The organism is Belnapia sp. F-4-1 (assembly GCF_000802185.1).
Taxonomy (GTDB): Bacteria; Pseudomonadota; Alphaproteobacteria; order Acetobacterales; family Acetobacteraceae; genus Belnapia.
This window is the reverse complement of sequence record NZ_KN676113.1, coordinates 3,842,901-3,856,765: the sequence shown is the minus strand read 5'-3', so window position 1 is coordinate 3,856,765 and position 13,865 is coordinate 3,842,901. Positions and strand designations below refer to the sequence as shown.

Here is a 13,865-nt window from a genome sequence, read left to right as displayed (position 1 = left end):
TCAGCCATGCCAAGCCGCCGCGCCCTGCTCGCCGCCCTCGCCTTGCCCGCCCCGGCCCTCGCCCAGCCGAGGCCCCTCAAGATCATCGTCCCCTTCGCCCCCGGTGGCTCCGGCGACATCACCGCGCGGCTGGTAGGACGGCATATCGAGGCGACAACCGGCCAGCCCGTCGTGGTCGACAACCGCCCGGGGGCCAACGGCGTCATCGGCACCATGGCGGTAAAGGCGGCGGCGCCGGACGGCCTCACCCTGCTGCTCGCCACCAGCAGCACGCATTCCGCCAATCCTAGCCTGGTGCGCGACCTGCCCTACGACCCGGAGCGGGATTTCACCGGCATCGGCTTCTTCGCCTCGAACGGCGCCTACCTCATGGTCCGCCCCGACTCTCCCTGGCGCGACGTGCCCGCCCTCGTCGCCGAGGCCAAGGCGCGGCCCGGGCAGATGTTCTTCGGCCATTTCAACGCCTCCTCCCGCCTGCCGGGGGAGATGCTGAACCTCATGGCCGGCACCCAGATCCAAGGCGTGCCCTATCGTGCCATCGCGGCCGCCTTCAGCGACCTCATCGCCGGCCGCCTCGACCTCATCTTCGTCGACACCACCGCAGGCGATGCCTATCTCGCCCAGGGCCAGACGCGGGCCCTGGCGCTGACCGCCCCGCGCCGCTGGGCGCGCTGGCCCGACCTGGCGGTGATGGCGGAGACCTGGCCGGACTACCACCTCACAGGCTTCCTCGGCCTCGCCGTGCCGGCCGGCACGCCGCGCCCGGTGGCGGAGCGGCTGAACGCGCTCGCCAACGAAGCCGGACAGACGGAGCCGGCCCGCAGCCGCATGCGCGAATTCGGCCTCAACCCGCAGGTGCTCGACCTCGAGCAGATCGCCGCCCTGCTCCACACCGAGCGGGCGAAATGGGCCCGCTTCGTCAAGCTCGCCGGGATCGAGCCCGAATAGGCTGGCCTACTCGAACCGGTTCGACTTCGGGAAGCCGTTCGGCGGCATCTTCCCGGCCCCCGCCCGGTTGCCGCGCCAGGGCGCGACATCCTGCTCCACCCGCACCCGGTCGCCGAGCCGCCAGCTCAGCCCCTCCTTCCGGGTGAAGACCTTGGCGTCGGAGAGGCCGCCATCCTTGTAGGACTGCAGCTGCACGCCGCGCCCGCGGGCCATCTCCGGCACCTGGTCGATCGGGAAGAGCAGCAGCTTCCGGTTCTCGCCGATAACGGCGACCATGTCGCCCTCGGCGGGGACGCAGACCGCAGCCTCGCGGCCCGCCTCCAGCACCAGCACCTGCTTGCCCGTGCGCTTTTCCGCCAGCAGCTCCGCCCCCGGCACGACGAAGCCACGCCCATCCTGGCTCGCCACCAGGTAGCGCATCCCCTCGACGGGCACGAAGACCTCCAGCACCGCATCCTCGTTGGTCAGCTCGACCATCAGCCGCACCGGCTGCCCGTCGCCCCGCCCGCGCGGGATGGCATCCGCCTTCAGCGTATAGGCCCGGCCATTGGTGGCGAAGAGGATGATCCGGTCCGTGCTCTGCGCATGCACCATGCGGAAGAGCTCGTCGCCCTCCTTGAAGCGCAGCTCCGTCTCCGGCGGCAGGTGCCCCTTCTGCGCCCGGATCCAGCCCTTTTCCGAGAGGATGACGGTGATCGGCTCCCGCTCGACGAAGGCATTCTCATCGACGGCGATGGCCGGCAGCGCCCCACCCGAGACCGTCCGCCGCGCTCCGAGCGCGCCCTCGCCGAAGGTCTTCCGCACCGCCTCGATCTCGGCCGCGATGGCGTTCCACCGCTTCGCCTCGGAGCCCATTAGCCCCTGCAGGGCCTTCTGCTCCTTGGTGAGCTTCGTATGTTCCTTGCGGATTTCCATCTCCTCGAGCTTGCGGAGCGCGCGCAGCCGCATGTCGAGGATGGCATTGGCCTGCACATCCGTGAGCCCGAAAGCGGCCATTAGCGCCTCCTTCGGCTTGTCCTCCTCGCGGACGATGCGGATGACCTCGTCGAGGTTGAGATAGACGATGAGATAGCCGTCGAGGATCTCGAGCCTGCGCGCGATCGCCGCCAGCCGGTGCTCCGTCCGCCGGACGAGCACCACATGCCGGTGGTCGAGCCAGGCCCGCAGCACCTCGCGCAGGCTCATCACCCGTGGCGTGCGGTCCGCATCCAGCACGTTGAGGTTGAGCGGGATGCGGTTCTCCAGCTGCGTCGCCCGGAACAGCGTCTCCATCAGCATCGCCGCATCGACGTTGCGCGTCTTCGGCTCGATGACGATGCGCACCTTGTCCGTGCTCTCGTCGCGGATGTCGCCGAGCAGCGGCAACTTCTTCTCCTCGAGCAGCTGCGCGATCTGCTCGATCAGCTTCGCCTTGGCGACCTGGTAGGGGATCTCCTCGATGATGATCTGGTAGGCGCCGAGCTTGCCCTCTTCGCGCCGCCAGCGCGCCCGCACCCGGAAGCCGCCCCGCCCGGTCTCATAGGCCTCGCGCAGCGCCTCGGCGCTCTCGACCAGCGTGCCGCCGGTCGGGAAATCCGGCCCCTGCACATGCCGCAGCAGGTCGTCGGTTCCGGCCTGCGGGTTGCGGATCAGCTCCAGCGCCGCGCCGCAGAGCTCCCCCGCATTGTGCGGCGGGATGCTCGTCGCCATGCCGACCGCGATGCCCGTCGCACCATTGGCCAGCAGGTTGGGGAAGGCCGCCGGCAGCACCACCGGCTCCTGCTCCTCGCCGTCATAGGTCTGGCGGAAATCGACGGCATTCTCGTCGATCCCCTGCAGCAAGGCCTCGGCGACGGTGGTCAGCCGCGCCTCGGTGTAGCGCATGGCCGCGGCGTTATCGCCGTCGATATTGCCGAAATTGCCCTGCCCATCCACCAGCGGGTAGCGCGCCGCGAAATCCTGCGCCTGGCGCACCAGCGCCTCGTAGATCGAGGCATCGCCATGCGGGTGGTACTTGCCCATCACGTCGCCGACGATGCGGGCGCATTTCTTGAACCCCGCCTCCGGGTCGAGCTTCAGCTGGTGCATCGCCCAGAGCAGGCGGCGGTGGACCGGCTTCAGCCCGTCCCGCACATCCGGCAGCGAGCGGGACATGATGGTCGAGAGCGCATAGGCCAGGTAGCGCTCGGACAGCGCATCGGCGAGGCCGGTGTCGCGCGTGCCGCCGCCATCCGGGGCGCCGGGAAGGGTCTTGATGTCGTCGGGCATCGTCCGCCATTTTCGTGCTTTGTTCTCGCTGGCAGTCTAGCCGAGCCGGGCGGGGATTGCCACCCTCGGCCTCACTTCCTGCTGGTGGCGCAGGCGAGCGCCGTGCCGCAGGCCGCGGCGGCGCGGCGGACCGCCGCCAGCACCTCCAGAACATTCGGTCCGTCGCTATGGATGCAGACGCTCTCCACCGCCATCGGCAGCACCGCGCTGCCGCGCGCGGTCAATGTGCCGCGCGTCAGGATCTCGGTGATGCGCGCCTCGACCAGCGCCGGCGCCACCGCGCGCTTCTGCCGCTCGACCAGCAGCATGCCGTCCTCGGCGTAGTCGAGGTCGGGATAGGCCTCGGTGACGACGCGGAAGCCCCGTGCCCTTGCCCGCTCGGCGAAGACCTCGCCCGCCAGCCAATAGACCGCCGCCCCCGGCGCCGCGCCGGCGATGGCATCGAGCGCCGCCTCCGCCATCGCAGGCTCCCGCAGCACATGGAACATGGCGCCATGCGGCTTCACATGGTTCAGCGGCATGTCGTGGAGCCGCAGGAAGGCCTGCAAGGCGCCGATCTGATAGGCGAAGCAGGCATGCAGCTCCGCCGCGCTCAGCGCCATGACCCGGCGGCCGAAGCCCGCAAGGTCCGGCAGCCCGGGATGCGCCCCGACCGCGACGCCCGCCGCCCGCGCCGCGGCCACCGTCTCCATCATGATGAGCGGGTCGCCGGCATGGAAGCCGCAGGCGAGGTTGGCGGTGGTGACGAGCGGCAGCAGCGCCGCGTCATCGGCGATCCGCCAATTGCCGAAGCCCTCGCCCATGTCGCAATTGACGTCGAGACGCATGGCGGCCAAGCGAACCTCCTCGCCGGATGGGCGCCGACTTCACCACCCGCCGCCCGCTCAGGCAATGGCGGCCGCCACCCGGTCCGTCAGCATGCCCCGCGCCGCCGGCATCCCGCCCGGCCGGTGCCCGAAGGCGTCGCGCGCCAGGAAATGCCCGGTCAGCCGCAGCCCCGCCAGACATTCGGGAAGGTTCACCGGCCCCGACTGCCCCAGCAGGAAGCGCGGCAGCGGCAGCAGCCGCCCGGCCCAGGGCTCCGCCGCGCCCACGCTCACCGCCCGCCCGCTGCGTGGCGAAACGAAGGCGAGGTCCTCGACGCTCCCCGTCAGCGCGCAGCGGGCGAGGTCGAGCCCATAGCCCAGCTCGGTCAGCAGCTCCGCCTCCCACTGGATGTAGTCGGGCAGCGCCGCCGCCGCCCCCTCGCCCAGCCGGGCGATCAGCGCCACCAGCCCATGGAAGCAGCGCGGATGCGGCTCCCGCTCCGGCAACGCCCCCTCAGCCACCGCACAGGCGGCCGAGAGCAGGGCGAGGCCGAGCGGGTCCTCCAAGGCAAGCGCCGCCGCCGGATGCACCAGCTCCCCCGACAGCGCCCCGAGCTGGTCCGCCAGCCGCGCCACCCAGCGCGCCTCCACCAGGTTGCCCGCCATCCAGAGCGAGGATTGCGCCCGCGACGCACCCCCCTTGGCGAGGCCCGCATGGCGGCCCAGCGCCTCCGTCAGAAGGGTCACCACGGCACCCGATTCGCCATGCGGCCGGGCGCCGAGGACGATGGCCGGGCCTTGCCACTCGGTGCTCATGGGCAGAGAGATGGTGCCGCTCCGTTGCAGTTTCGAGGGAGACCGCGCCTGCTCACCCCCCATCCCGCCCGCGACGCCGTCTGGCTCGACCTCCTCGACGGCACGGCGGAGGAGAAGGCGCGCGTCACCGAGGCCACCGGCTTCCGCGTCCCCACCCTCGACTCGCTCCAGGAGATCGAGAGCTCCAGCCGCATGTCGGCCGAGGGCGAGGTGCTCTACCTCAGCCTCCCGGCGATCGCCCGCACCGGCGACGACCGGCCGGTGCTGACGCCGCTCGGCATCATCCTCTCGCCGCGCCACCTGCTGACCGTGCGCTTCGCCGCGGTCGGCGCCGTGGAGGCGATGGCGGCGCGGCCGGGGCCGCCGACCGACAGCTTCGGCAGCTTCGTCACCCTGCTGGAAGTGCTGGTCGACCGCATCGCCGATGCGCTGGAGCGGCTCAGGGCCGAGCTCGACACCCTCTCCCGCGCCGCCTTCGAGGCGGAGACGCCGACGCACAACCGCCCGGCGGCGATGGACCGGCGCCTCCGCCGCGCGCTGCGGGCCATCGGCCGCACCGGCGACCATGTCTCGGTGATCCGCGACACGCTGCTCGGGGTCGAGCGCATCCTCCCCTTCGCCGCCGACCAGGCGAAGCACTGGATGCCGCCCGAATTCGACGACCGGGTGCGGACGCTCCGCCAGGACATCGCCTCGCTGAACGACTACGACGCCCGGCTCTCGGACAAGGTGCAGTTCCTGCTCGACGCCACGCTCGGCTTCATCAGCATCGAGCAGAACAACACCATCAAGATCCTCACCGTGGTTTCGGTGGTGGGCATCCCGCCGACGCTGGTCGCCAGCATCTACGGGATGAACTTCAAGTACATGCCGGAGCTGGACTGGCTCTGGGGCTACCCCTGGGGGCTGGCGCTGATCGCCCTCAGCGCCATCGCCCCGCTCGTCCTGTTCCGGGTCAAAGGCTGGTTGTGAGCAGCGCCGCCACCTGCCGCGCGAACCCTGCCGGGTCGCGCGGCACGTCGCCATCCTGTAGCCGGGCGAGGTCGAGCAGCGTGCCGGCCTCGGCCTTGAGATCGCCCTCCATCCCGGCGAGCTTCTGAATCAGCCCGTGGCGCGGGTTGATCTCCAGCACCGGCAGCCCGGCGCCGAAGCTGCGCCCGGCCCGGCGCAGCAGCCGCTGCATCTGCAAATCGGGTCCGCCCTCGGGCGCGGCCAGCACCACGGCGCTGTCGACCAGCCGGTCGGTGGCGCGGACCTCGGAGACCTCGCCCTCCAGCGCCGCCTTCAGCAACGGCAGCAGCGTCGTCACATCGCCGGCCTCACCCACCGCCTCGGCACCGGCGATCTTCGAGAGGTCGACGCTGCCCTGGGTGATGCTGCGGATCGGCTTCTCCTCGAAGCGGTCGAGCCGCTCCGGCCAGAAGGCATCCACCTGGTCGGAGAGCAGCAGTACCTCGACGCCGCGGGCGCGGAAGCCCTCGAGCTGGCTCGACTTCGCCAGCGCCTCCGGGTCGTCGCCGACCAGGATGTAGATGACCTCCTGCCCCTCCTTCATCCGCGCGACATAGTCGGGCAGCGAGGTCCAGCCCTCGACGGCGGAGGAGCGGAAGCGCAGCAGGGGGGCGAGGTCCTTGCGGTACTCGTTGTCCTCCCAGACGCCCTCCTTCAGCACCGGGCCGAAATTCTCCCAGAAGCCGGCATAGCTCTCGGCGTCCTTGGCCTTCGACTTCAGCTCGGACAGCACGCGGCCGGTGACCGCCTTGCGGATGCGGGCCAGCGCCGGGGTCGATTGCAGCATCTCGCGCGAAACGTTGAGCGGCAGGTCCTCGGTATCGACCACGCCCTGGACGAAGCGCAGCCAGGGCGGCAGCAGCGCCGCCTCCTCGGTGATGAACATCCGCCGGACATGCAGGCGCACGCGACTGTCGCGGTCGCCCTCGACCGGCATGAAGGGCTTCATTCCGGGGATGAAGAGAAGGGCGGCGAATTCCGTCGTGCCCTCGGCCCGCCAGTGCAGCGTCGCCCAGGGCTTGTCGAAGGCATGCGCCACATGGCGGTAGAACTCGGCGTACTGCTCCTCGGTGACCTCCGCCTTGGGCTTCCGCCAGAGCGCGGTGCCCTCGTTCGCCGGCTCGTCCTTCCCATCCTGCGCGATGGTGATGGGGACGGTGATGTGGTCGGCCCATTTGCGGATGATGGTCTGGAGGCGGATCGGCTCTAGGAACTCCTCCGCATCCGCCTTGATGTGGAGGGTGATGGTCGTGCCCGGCTCCTCCCGCGAAGCAGGCGCCAGGGTGAAGTCGCCCTGCCCGGCGGAGGCCCAGGCCCAGCCCTCCTCGGCGCCGGCGCGGCGCGAGACCACCTCCACCCGCTCGGCCACCATGAAGGCCGAGTAGAAGCCGACGCCGAACTGCCCGATCAGGCTCGGCCGCTCGCCCGGCTTGGCATCCGCCAGCGACTGGGTGAAGGCGCGGGTGCCGGAGCGGGCGATGGTGCCGAGATTCTTCGCCAGCTCCTCCTTGGTCATGCCGATGCCCTGGTCGGCGATGACCAGCGTCCGCGCCGCCTTGTCCGGGGTGATGCGGATCGCGGCGCCCTCGGGCAGGGCCGGCACCGCCTGGGTCAGCGCCTCGAAGCGGCGCCGATCCATGGCATCGGCGGCATTGGCCACCAGCTCGCGCAGGAAGATCTCGCGGTCCGAGTAGAGCGCATGGACCACCAGATCCAGCAGGCGCCCCACCTCGGCACCGAATTCATGCCGCTCGACCGTTTCGCTCACGCCCCGTCCTCCAAGAAGGAATGCCTATCGGCGGGGCGATATGCAGAAGCCGGAGCGGGGATTCAAGGGTTCAGGCGGCGGCGGCCAGCTCCTGGTGCAATCCCGCCAGGATGGCGTAGGAGCGCTTGCGCAACTCGTGGTCATGGATCGCCGCCGTGACCATCAGCTCGTCCGCCCCGGTTTCGGCAGCGAAGGCCTGCAGGCCGCGCCGCACCGTCTCCGGCCCGCCGACGATGGCGCAGGCCAGCGCATGGTCCAGCATCGCCTGGCCATGCGGGTCGATCCGGCTCGCCATGTCCTCGACCGGCCGCGGCAGCTTGCCCGGCCGCCCGCGGCGGAGGTTGAGGAAGCTCTGCTGGAGTGAGGTGAAGAGGAAGCGCGCCTCCGCATCCGTGGGTGCGGCGACGATGTTCACGCCGAGCATCACGTGGGGCTTCGCCAGCCGCGCCGCGGGCTTGAAGCGCTCGCGGTAGATCGCCATCGCCTGCCGCATCTGCTCCGGCGCGAAGTGCGAGGCGAAGGCGTAGGGCAGGCCGAGCGCCGCCGCGAGTTGCGCCCCATAGGTCGAGGAGCCGAGAATCCAGACCGGGATGTCGAGCCCTTCGCCCGGCACCGCGCGCAGCGCCTGGCCGGGCTGGGCGGGCTCGAAATAGGCCATCAGCTCCATCACGTCGCGTGGGAAGTCGTCCACCTCGCCGGCGAGGTTTCGCCGGATCGCCATTGCCGCCCGCTGGTCGGAGCCCGGCGCCCGGCCGAGGCCGAGATCGACCCGCCCCGGATGCAGCGCGGCCAGCGTGCCGAACTGCTCGGCCACCATCAGCGGCGCATGGTTCGGCAGCATGATGCCGCCGGCGCCGATGCGGATGGTGCTGGTCGCCGCCGCGACATGCGCGAGCGCGACGGCCGTCGCTGCGCTGGCGATGCCGGGCATGTTGTGGTGCTCCGCCATCCAGAAGCGCCCGTAGCCGAGCCCCTCGGCATGGCGCGCGAGATCGGCCGAGTTGCGCAGCGCCTGGCCAGCATCGCTGCCCTCGGGGATGGGGGAGAGGTCGAGGATGGAGAGCGGGATCATGCCCGGCATATGGGGCGGGCCAGGGGCCGCTGGAACCCCGCCCGTCACGCCATTCGGGCCGCGGTGCCGCCGCCCGGCCACAGGGCACCGGTAGCCATCGGCCAATGTGCCGCCACCGTGATGATGGTCCGGAGGCCGGGATAGCCATCTCAGGTCACGACAAGGTTTCAGCCCTGCTGCTGAGGATGGGCCGGCCTCTCTCTCCGCCGGAGCAACGCCGCCGCAGACCCCGTGGAGAGGCACTCCCGAGGGCCGACGGACGGGCTTCCCACGATTTCGGAGTCCTTCGATGATGACAAGCATGTGGCGGCCAGCGGTCGCCCTCGCCATGCCGGCCGATCCGAGCGGGGCCGCGCTCCGCTGCTCCGCGGGGGTCCGTCCCCCGCAAGCCGGCCAGGGGCTGCCGGAGTTGCCTGCCTACCTGCTGGCCGCCATGAGCGGCACCCGGGCGTCGGCCATCGCCGCTCCGCCTGGCCAGCCTGAAACCGGTGCCGATGGCGACGCGGGGCGTGCCTGGTCCTGCCAGGCAGACGACGGCGGGCAGACCCGCGCGGACCGGCGCCCATGACCGCCCTCGCTCCGGACGCCGCCGCGTCGCCGGCCCGATGGGACGGCCGGCGCGTGCTCTTCGACATGCAGCACGAGTTGCAGGTCGTGCCCTGTGCCGTCTCGCCCGTCGTCCTGCGCGAGCTCGCCCCGGGGCCATGCTTCAAGACGGAGGACATCCTGCGATGCTTCCTGGCGGCACGCAGCCAGCTCGAGGCGGCGGCGCGGAGCAAGCTCCGGCGTCGCGCCCTTCCCTACCCCACCCCGCTCACGGTCTGGTCGAGCGATCTCGAAGACCATGCCGCGGCGCTGCGCATGCCGGCCGGGCTCGCATCGTGAGGCACACTCCATGGGACACACGATCCAGATGACGGTCACGCTCAGCCTCGCATCGGTGATCCTGACGCTCGGCACCATCGCCATGGCGGCGGGCCTCGGCCAGCCCCGCCCGGTAACGGCCGTCACGAGGAAACGCCGATGATGCCCCGGAGCCGTCATGCCTCCGTCCGTCCTGCGATCCGCCCATGCTGGCGCTGATCAGGCGCAGGCTCGGCACCCTCCGCTACAGGCGCCGATGGAGCGCACTGGCGGCCGCCGCCGCCAGCCAGGCGGACCGCGCGACCGCGCTGCACGAGCGGGACAGGCCGGCGCCAGCCCGGACAGGGCTCCGGCTGCTGCTGTGGCGTCCTCGCCTCTCCGGGTGAGCCCCACGGCCGACAGGGAAAACGGCGGGTCCGCAGATGCGTGCGGAGAAACGCCAGGCGCCTCGCCGGGTCCAGGACAAGACAGGAAGGAATCGTCACATGCCAATGCGGGTCTACCGGGCGTCGGCCGCTTATGCGGGGGCGAACCTTTCCGCCAATCTATGGCTCTGGATCACCGCCTTCGCCGCCATCACAGCGGTGATGTGGGTTCTGAACTGGCTGAACCCTCAGTCCGGCCCATGGAGCCATCTCGTCGCCGTCGCCGGCATGGTCGCCGGCATCCTGGTGATGATGCAGAGCCAAGTGGGCTACGTGTCGCCCTACGCGCCGAAGGACGACGAGGAGGATACCGTCGTCGCCACCCCTCCCATCCCGCGCGCCTGACGCGCGGGTCGGGATCATGACTGCCAGGCGGGCCGGGCCGGTGGCGTCCGGAGTTCGGGCCGCCCCCGCCAGAGCAGCCAGGCCGCGATCGCCATGGTCACCGCGTTCCAGGCAAGGCCGTTGATCACCGCCATCTTGTAGGAGGCGGTCGCATCGAAGATCGCCCCCGACATCCACCCGCCGAGCGCCATCCCGACCAGCGTCGAGGACAGCACCAGCGCGACCCTGAACCCCGCCTCCCGCGCAGGAAAGCTCTCGCGGACGATGATGGCGTAGCTCGGCACGATCCCGCCCTGGAACAGGCCGAACACGGCCGAGATCGCATAGAGCGAGGAAAGCCCATCGAAGGGCAGGAAGAGCGACAGCGCCACCGCCTGCAACGCCGCCCCGAGCAGCAGCGTCGCCCGGCTGCCGATCCGGTCGAGGATCCAGCCCGAGGCCAGCCGGCTCACGACCCCGCAGGCCAGCATGAGCGAGAGCATCTCCGCCCCCCGCGCCGCGCCGTAGCCGAGATCGACGCAATAGGCGACGATATGCACCTGCGGCATCGCCATCGCCACGCAGCAGGAGATGCCGGCGACCATCAGCAAGGCCTGCAAGGCATTGGGCGGCAGGCCGAAGGTGCCGCGGTTGCCCGCCTGCGCCGGCGCCGGGGCCGCCTGGGCCGGCGGCCTCCGCCGCAGCACGAGCGAGAGCGGCAGCATGGTGACGAGGCAGAACACCCCGATGCCGATATGCGTCTGCCGCCACCCCACCGTCTCGATCAGATGCGACAGAGCCGGCGGCCACAGCGCCCCGGCGAAGTAGTTGCCGCTGGCGCAGAGCGAGACCGCCAGCCCCCGCCGCCGCGCGAACCAGAGCGAGGTATCCGCCACCAGCGGGCTGAAGGTGGCGCAGGACCCCAGCAGCCCGACCAGCACCCCGTAGGTGACGGCGAACCCGGCCATGCTGCCGGCGAAGGCGCTGCCGATATACCCCGCCGCCAGGGCCAGGGTGCCGAAGATCACCGGCACCATCACCCCGAACCGGTCCGCCGCCCGGCCCATCAGCACGCCGCCGACCGCGAAGCCGAGCGTCGTCAGCGTGTAGGGCAGCGACGCCCCGGCCCGAAGCGTGCCGAATTCCGCCTGCACCGTCGGCAGCACGACGACGATGGACCAGAGCCCGACCCCACCCAGCGTGCTGAGCGCCACCGAGGCGGCGAGTCGCAGCCAGGCATAACGGGAGTCCACGCCATCGCATGCGGGAGCCATGCGGTTTCCTCCTGACATTTTTCACAGCATGCCAGGAGCGCGGATCAGGCGCTATGCTTGACCCCGGCGCGGGCAGGCTTAGCCTCTGCCCATTCGGGAGAAACGAACCATGACAGCGGAGATCGACCGGGCGATGGGCTTCGCGCCGGATTACGACAGCCCGATCCCCTATATGCAGCGCACCCGCGAGTATTACCGGGCGATCGGCTACGACCCCTATCGCTGGGCGCATTACCGAGAGGTGCCCTTCTCCCCGCTCCGCAAGCCGCTGGCCGAGAGCCGCGTCACCCTCATCACGACCGCCGCCCCCTTCGACCCCGCGAAGGGCGACCAGGGGCCAGGGGCGCCCTACAATTCCTCGGCCAAATTCTACGAGGTCTATTCCGGCCGCACGGATGAGGAGCATGACCTCCGCGTTTCCCATATCGCCTATGACCGGAAGCACAGCCCCGCGACCGACATGCACGCCTGGTTCCCGCTCCAGGCGATGCGCGATGCCGCCGCCGCGGGCCGGATCGGCGCCTTGACGGAGCATTTCCAGGGCGCGCCGACCAATCGCAGCCACCGCCACACGGTCGAGACCGACTGCCCGGAGATTCTTTCCCGCTGCCTGCGCGACGGCGCGGATGTCGCGGTGCTCGTGCCCAACTGCCCGGTCTGCCACCAGACCGTGAGTCTCACCGCCCGCCACCTGGAGCAGCACGGCATCCCGACGGTGGTGCTCGGCTGCGCCAAGGACATCGTCGAGCATTGCGGCGTGCCGCGCTTCCTGTTCAGCGACTTCCCCCTCGGCAATGCCGCCGGCCGTCCGCATGACGCTGGGAGCCAGGCGATGACGCTGGAGCTCGCCCTCCGGCTGCTCGAGACGGCGGTCGGCCCCCGCACCACCCTGCAATCGCCCCAGCGCTGGGACGAGACGGGGGAGTGGAAGCTCGACTACCTCAACCTCGAGCAGATCGGCGCCGAGGAGCTGGCGCGCCGCAAGGAGGAATTCCTCCGCCAGAAGGCCATCGCCAAGGACCTGCGCGAGAAGGCGGCGTAATGATGAAGCCCGCCGATTCACGCCTCCGGTCCTTGCGGCCCTCTGGCGACCGGAGGGCGGCGTGACCGCCCGCCCCTTCGAGGGCATCCGCATCCTCGACTTCACCCAGGTCCTCGCCGGCCCCTTCGCCAGCTACCAGCTCGCCCTGCTGGGGGCCGATGTGGTGAAGGTCGAGCGCCGCGAGGGCGAGGACATGCGCCGCACGCCGCTTTCCCGCGAATGGGCCGAGCGCGGCATGGCCTCCGCCTGGCAGGCGGTGAACGGCAACAAGCGCAGCCTCACCCTCGACCTGCAGAAGCCCGAGGCGCGGGAGATCCTGCTCCGCCTCGCTGCCGAGGCCGATGTGGTGATGGAGAATTTCCGCCCCGGCGTGATGGACCGGCTCGGCCTCGGCTACGAGGCGCTGTCGAAGGTCAACCCGCGCCTGATCTTCTGCAGCGTCTCCGCCTTCGGCCAGACGGGGCCCGACCGGCTGGAAGCGGGCTATGACGGCCGCATCCAGGCCATGTCCGGCATCATGGCGATGACCGGCCATCCGGGCGGCGACCCGCTGCGCGCCGGCTTCGCCGTTTGCGACCAGCTCTCCGGCATGACGGCCGCTTTCGGCGTCGCCTCCGCCCTCCACCAGCGGACGCATACCGGGCAGGGCCAGCGGGTCGATGTATCGATGCTCGAATCGACGCTGGCCTTCCTCGGCGGCCAGGTGGCGGACTGGACCGTCGCCGGCCACAAGCAGCAGCAATGGGGCAACCAGGCGGTCAGCCGCAAGGCGACGGCCAACCTGTTCCGCGCCCGCGACGGCCACCTGCTGCTCGCCGTCAACACCGACCGGCAGTATGAGGCCCTGCTGCGCGCCATCGGCCGCGCCGATGCATTGGAGGAGCCGCGCCTGGCCGACTGGTTTCTCCGCCTGGAGAACGCCGCCCTGCTGCGCGACGTGATCGAGGGGGCGCTCGCCGCCGCCGATGCCGCCGAGTGGGAGGAACGGCTGAACGCCGCCGGTGCCCCCTGCGCCCGCATCTGGCGGGTCGACGAGGTGATCGAGCACCGGCAGATCCGGTCGCGGGACGCCCTGCAGGAGGTGGAGACGCCCTGGGGAAGGCTGCGCTTCGCCACCACCGGCTTCCGCCTGGCGCATGGCGCAGCGCGGCTGGACCGCCCGGCCCCGGCCCTCGGCGCCGACACCGAGGCGGTGCTGGCGGCGGCGGGCTACGACGCGGCGCGGATCGCCGCCTTCCGGGAGGCGGGGGTCATCTGACGGCCGCTGC

15 protein-coding genes are annotated in these 13,865 nt (G+C 71.0%); 9 read left to right on the top strand and 6 right to left on the bottom strand.

Features of this window, described 5'->3' with window-relative positions; translation table 11 throughout:
• Positions 1 to 6: 6 nt before the first annotated feature.
• On the top strand, positions 7 to 948 hold the full coding sequence (locus LH62_RS18280; protein WP_052214657.1) for a tripartite tricarboxylate transporter substrate binding protein: 942 nt from the start codon (positions 7 to 9) through the stop codon (positions 946 to 948).
• 6 nt (positions 949 to 954) lie between these two features.
• On the opposite strand, the gene parC is transcribed toward LH62_RS18280, so the two are convergent.
• From parC to recO, 3 genes are all read right to left on the bottom strand, one after another.
• Positions 955 to 3,195, bottom strand: coding sequence for a DNA topoisomerase IV subunit A (gene parC / locus LH62_RS18275; protein WP_043363514.1), 2,241 nt, complete (start codon positions 3,193 to 3,195; stop codon positions 955 to 957).
• A 71-nt stretch (positions 3,196 to 3,266) separates the two neighbouring features.
• Positions 3,267 to 4,022 (bottom strand): 5-oxoprolinase subunit PxpA, encoded by a 756-nt coding sequence (locus LH62_RS18270; RefSeq protein WP_043366114.1) that lies wholly within the window; start codon positions 4,020 to 4,022, stop codon positions 3,267 to 3,269.
• Between the two features lie 57 nt (positions 4,023 to 4,079).
• Complete coding sequence (gene recO, locus LH62_RS18265) at positions 4,080 to 4,817, bottom strand: DNA repair protein RecO (RefSeq protein ID WP_043363513.1); 738 nt, start codon at positions 4,815 to 4,817, stop codon at positions 4,080 to 4,082.
• Between the two features lie 24 nt (positions 4,818 to 4,841).
• Here recO and LH62_RS18260 point away from each other — a divergent pair, with 24 nt between their 5' ends.
• A complete protein-coding gene (locus LH62_RS18260) occupies positions 4,842 to 5,789 on the top strand; it encodes a magnesium transporter CorA family protein (RefSeq protein ID WP_043363511.1) in 948 nt (315 codons plus the stop codon).
• On the opposite strand, the gene htpG is transcribed toward LH62_RS18260, so the two are convergent.
• The gene (htpG, locus tag LH62_RS18255) at positions 5,773 to 7,596 is read right to left on the bottom strand and encodes a molecular chaperone HtpG (protein ID WP_043363510.1); all 1,824 of its coding nucleotides are present in this window, start codon (positions 7,594 to 7,596) and stop codon (positions 5,773 to 5,775) included. The genes LH62_RS18260 and htpG overlap by 17 nt on opposite strands.
• A 70-nt stretch (positions 7,597 to 7,666) precedes the next feature.
• A complete protein-coding gene (locus tag LH62_RS18250; protein ID WP_043366112.1) occupies positions 7,667 to 8,668 on the bottom strand; it encodes an LLM class flavin-dependent oxidoreductase in 1,002 nt (333 codons plus the stop codon).
• Positions 8,669 to 8,957: 289 nt separating this feature from the next.
• Between LH62_RS18250 and LH62_RS18245 the strand changes: the two genes are divergently transcribed.
• The 5 genes from LH62_RS18245 to LH62_RS18230 all read left to right on the top strand — a co-directional run bounded on the left by LH62_RS18245 (position 8,958) and on the right by LH62_RS18230 (position 10,302).
• Positions 8,958 to 9,236 carry a hypothetical protein gene (locus LH62_RS18245; RefSeq protein WP_160299850.1) on the top strand — a complete coding sequence of 93 codons (279 nt, stop codon included), beginning with the start codon at positions 8,958 to 8,960 and terminating at the stop codon, positions 9,234 to 9,236.
• Positions 9,233 to 9,553, top strand: coding sequence for a DUF1488 family protein (locus tag LH62_RS18240; RefSeq protein WP_043363507.1), 321 nt, complete (start codon positions 9,233 to 9,235; stop codon positions 9,551 to 9,553). The genes LH62_RS18245 and LH62_RS18240 overlap by 4 nt, the downstream gene beginning before the upstream one ends.
• A gap of 10 nt (positions 9,554 to 9,563) precedes the next feature.
• On the top strand, positions 9,564 to 9,695 hold the full coding sequence (locus tag LH62_RS32420) for a hypothetical protein (protein ID WP_255360002.1): 132 nt from the start codon (positions 9,564 to 9,566) through the stop codon (positions 9,693 to 9,695).
• A gap of 43 nt (positions 9,696 to 9,738) precedes the next feature.
• Complete coding sequence (locus LH62_RS18235; RefSeq protein ID WP_043363506.1) at positions 9,739 to 9,918, top strand: hypothetical protein; 180 nt, start codon at positions 9,739 to 9,741, stop codon at positions 9,916 to 9,918.
• Positions 9,919 to 10,017: 99 nt separating this feature from the next.
• The gene (locus LH62_RS18230) at positions 10,018 to 10,302 is read left to right on the top strand and encodes a hypothetical protein (RefSeq protein ID WP_144404528.1); all 285 of its coding nucleotides are present in this window, start codon (positions 10,018 to 10,020) and stop codon (positions 10,300 to 10,302) included.
• Positions 10,303 to 10,316: 14 nt separating this feature from the next.
• On the opposite strand, the gene LH62_RS18225 is transcribed toward LH62_RS18230, so the two are convergent.
• Positions 10,317 to 11,555 (bottom strand): MFS transporter, encoded by a 1,239-nt coding sequence (locus tag LH62_RS18225; protein ID WP_201445537.1) that lies wholly within the window; start codon positions 11,553 to 11,555, stop codon positions 10,317 to 10,319.
• 109 nt (positions 11,556 to 11,664) lie between these two features.
• Between LH62_RS18225 and LH62_RS18220 the strand changes: the two genes are divergently transcribed.
• A complete protein-coding gene (locus LH62_RS18220; protein WP_043363503.1) occupies positions 11,665 to 12,597 on the top strand; it encodes a glycine reductase in 933 nt (310 codons plus the stop codon).
• A 61-nt stretch (positions 12,598 to 12,658) separates the two neighbouring features.
• A complete protein-coding gene (locus tag LH62_RS18215) occupies positions 12,659 to 13,855 on the top strand; it encodes a CaiB/BaiF CoA-transferase family protein (protein WP_043363502.1) in 1,197 nt (398 codons plus the stop codon).
• Positions 13,856 to 13,865: the final 10 nt, after the last annotated feature.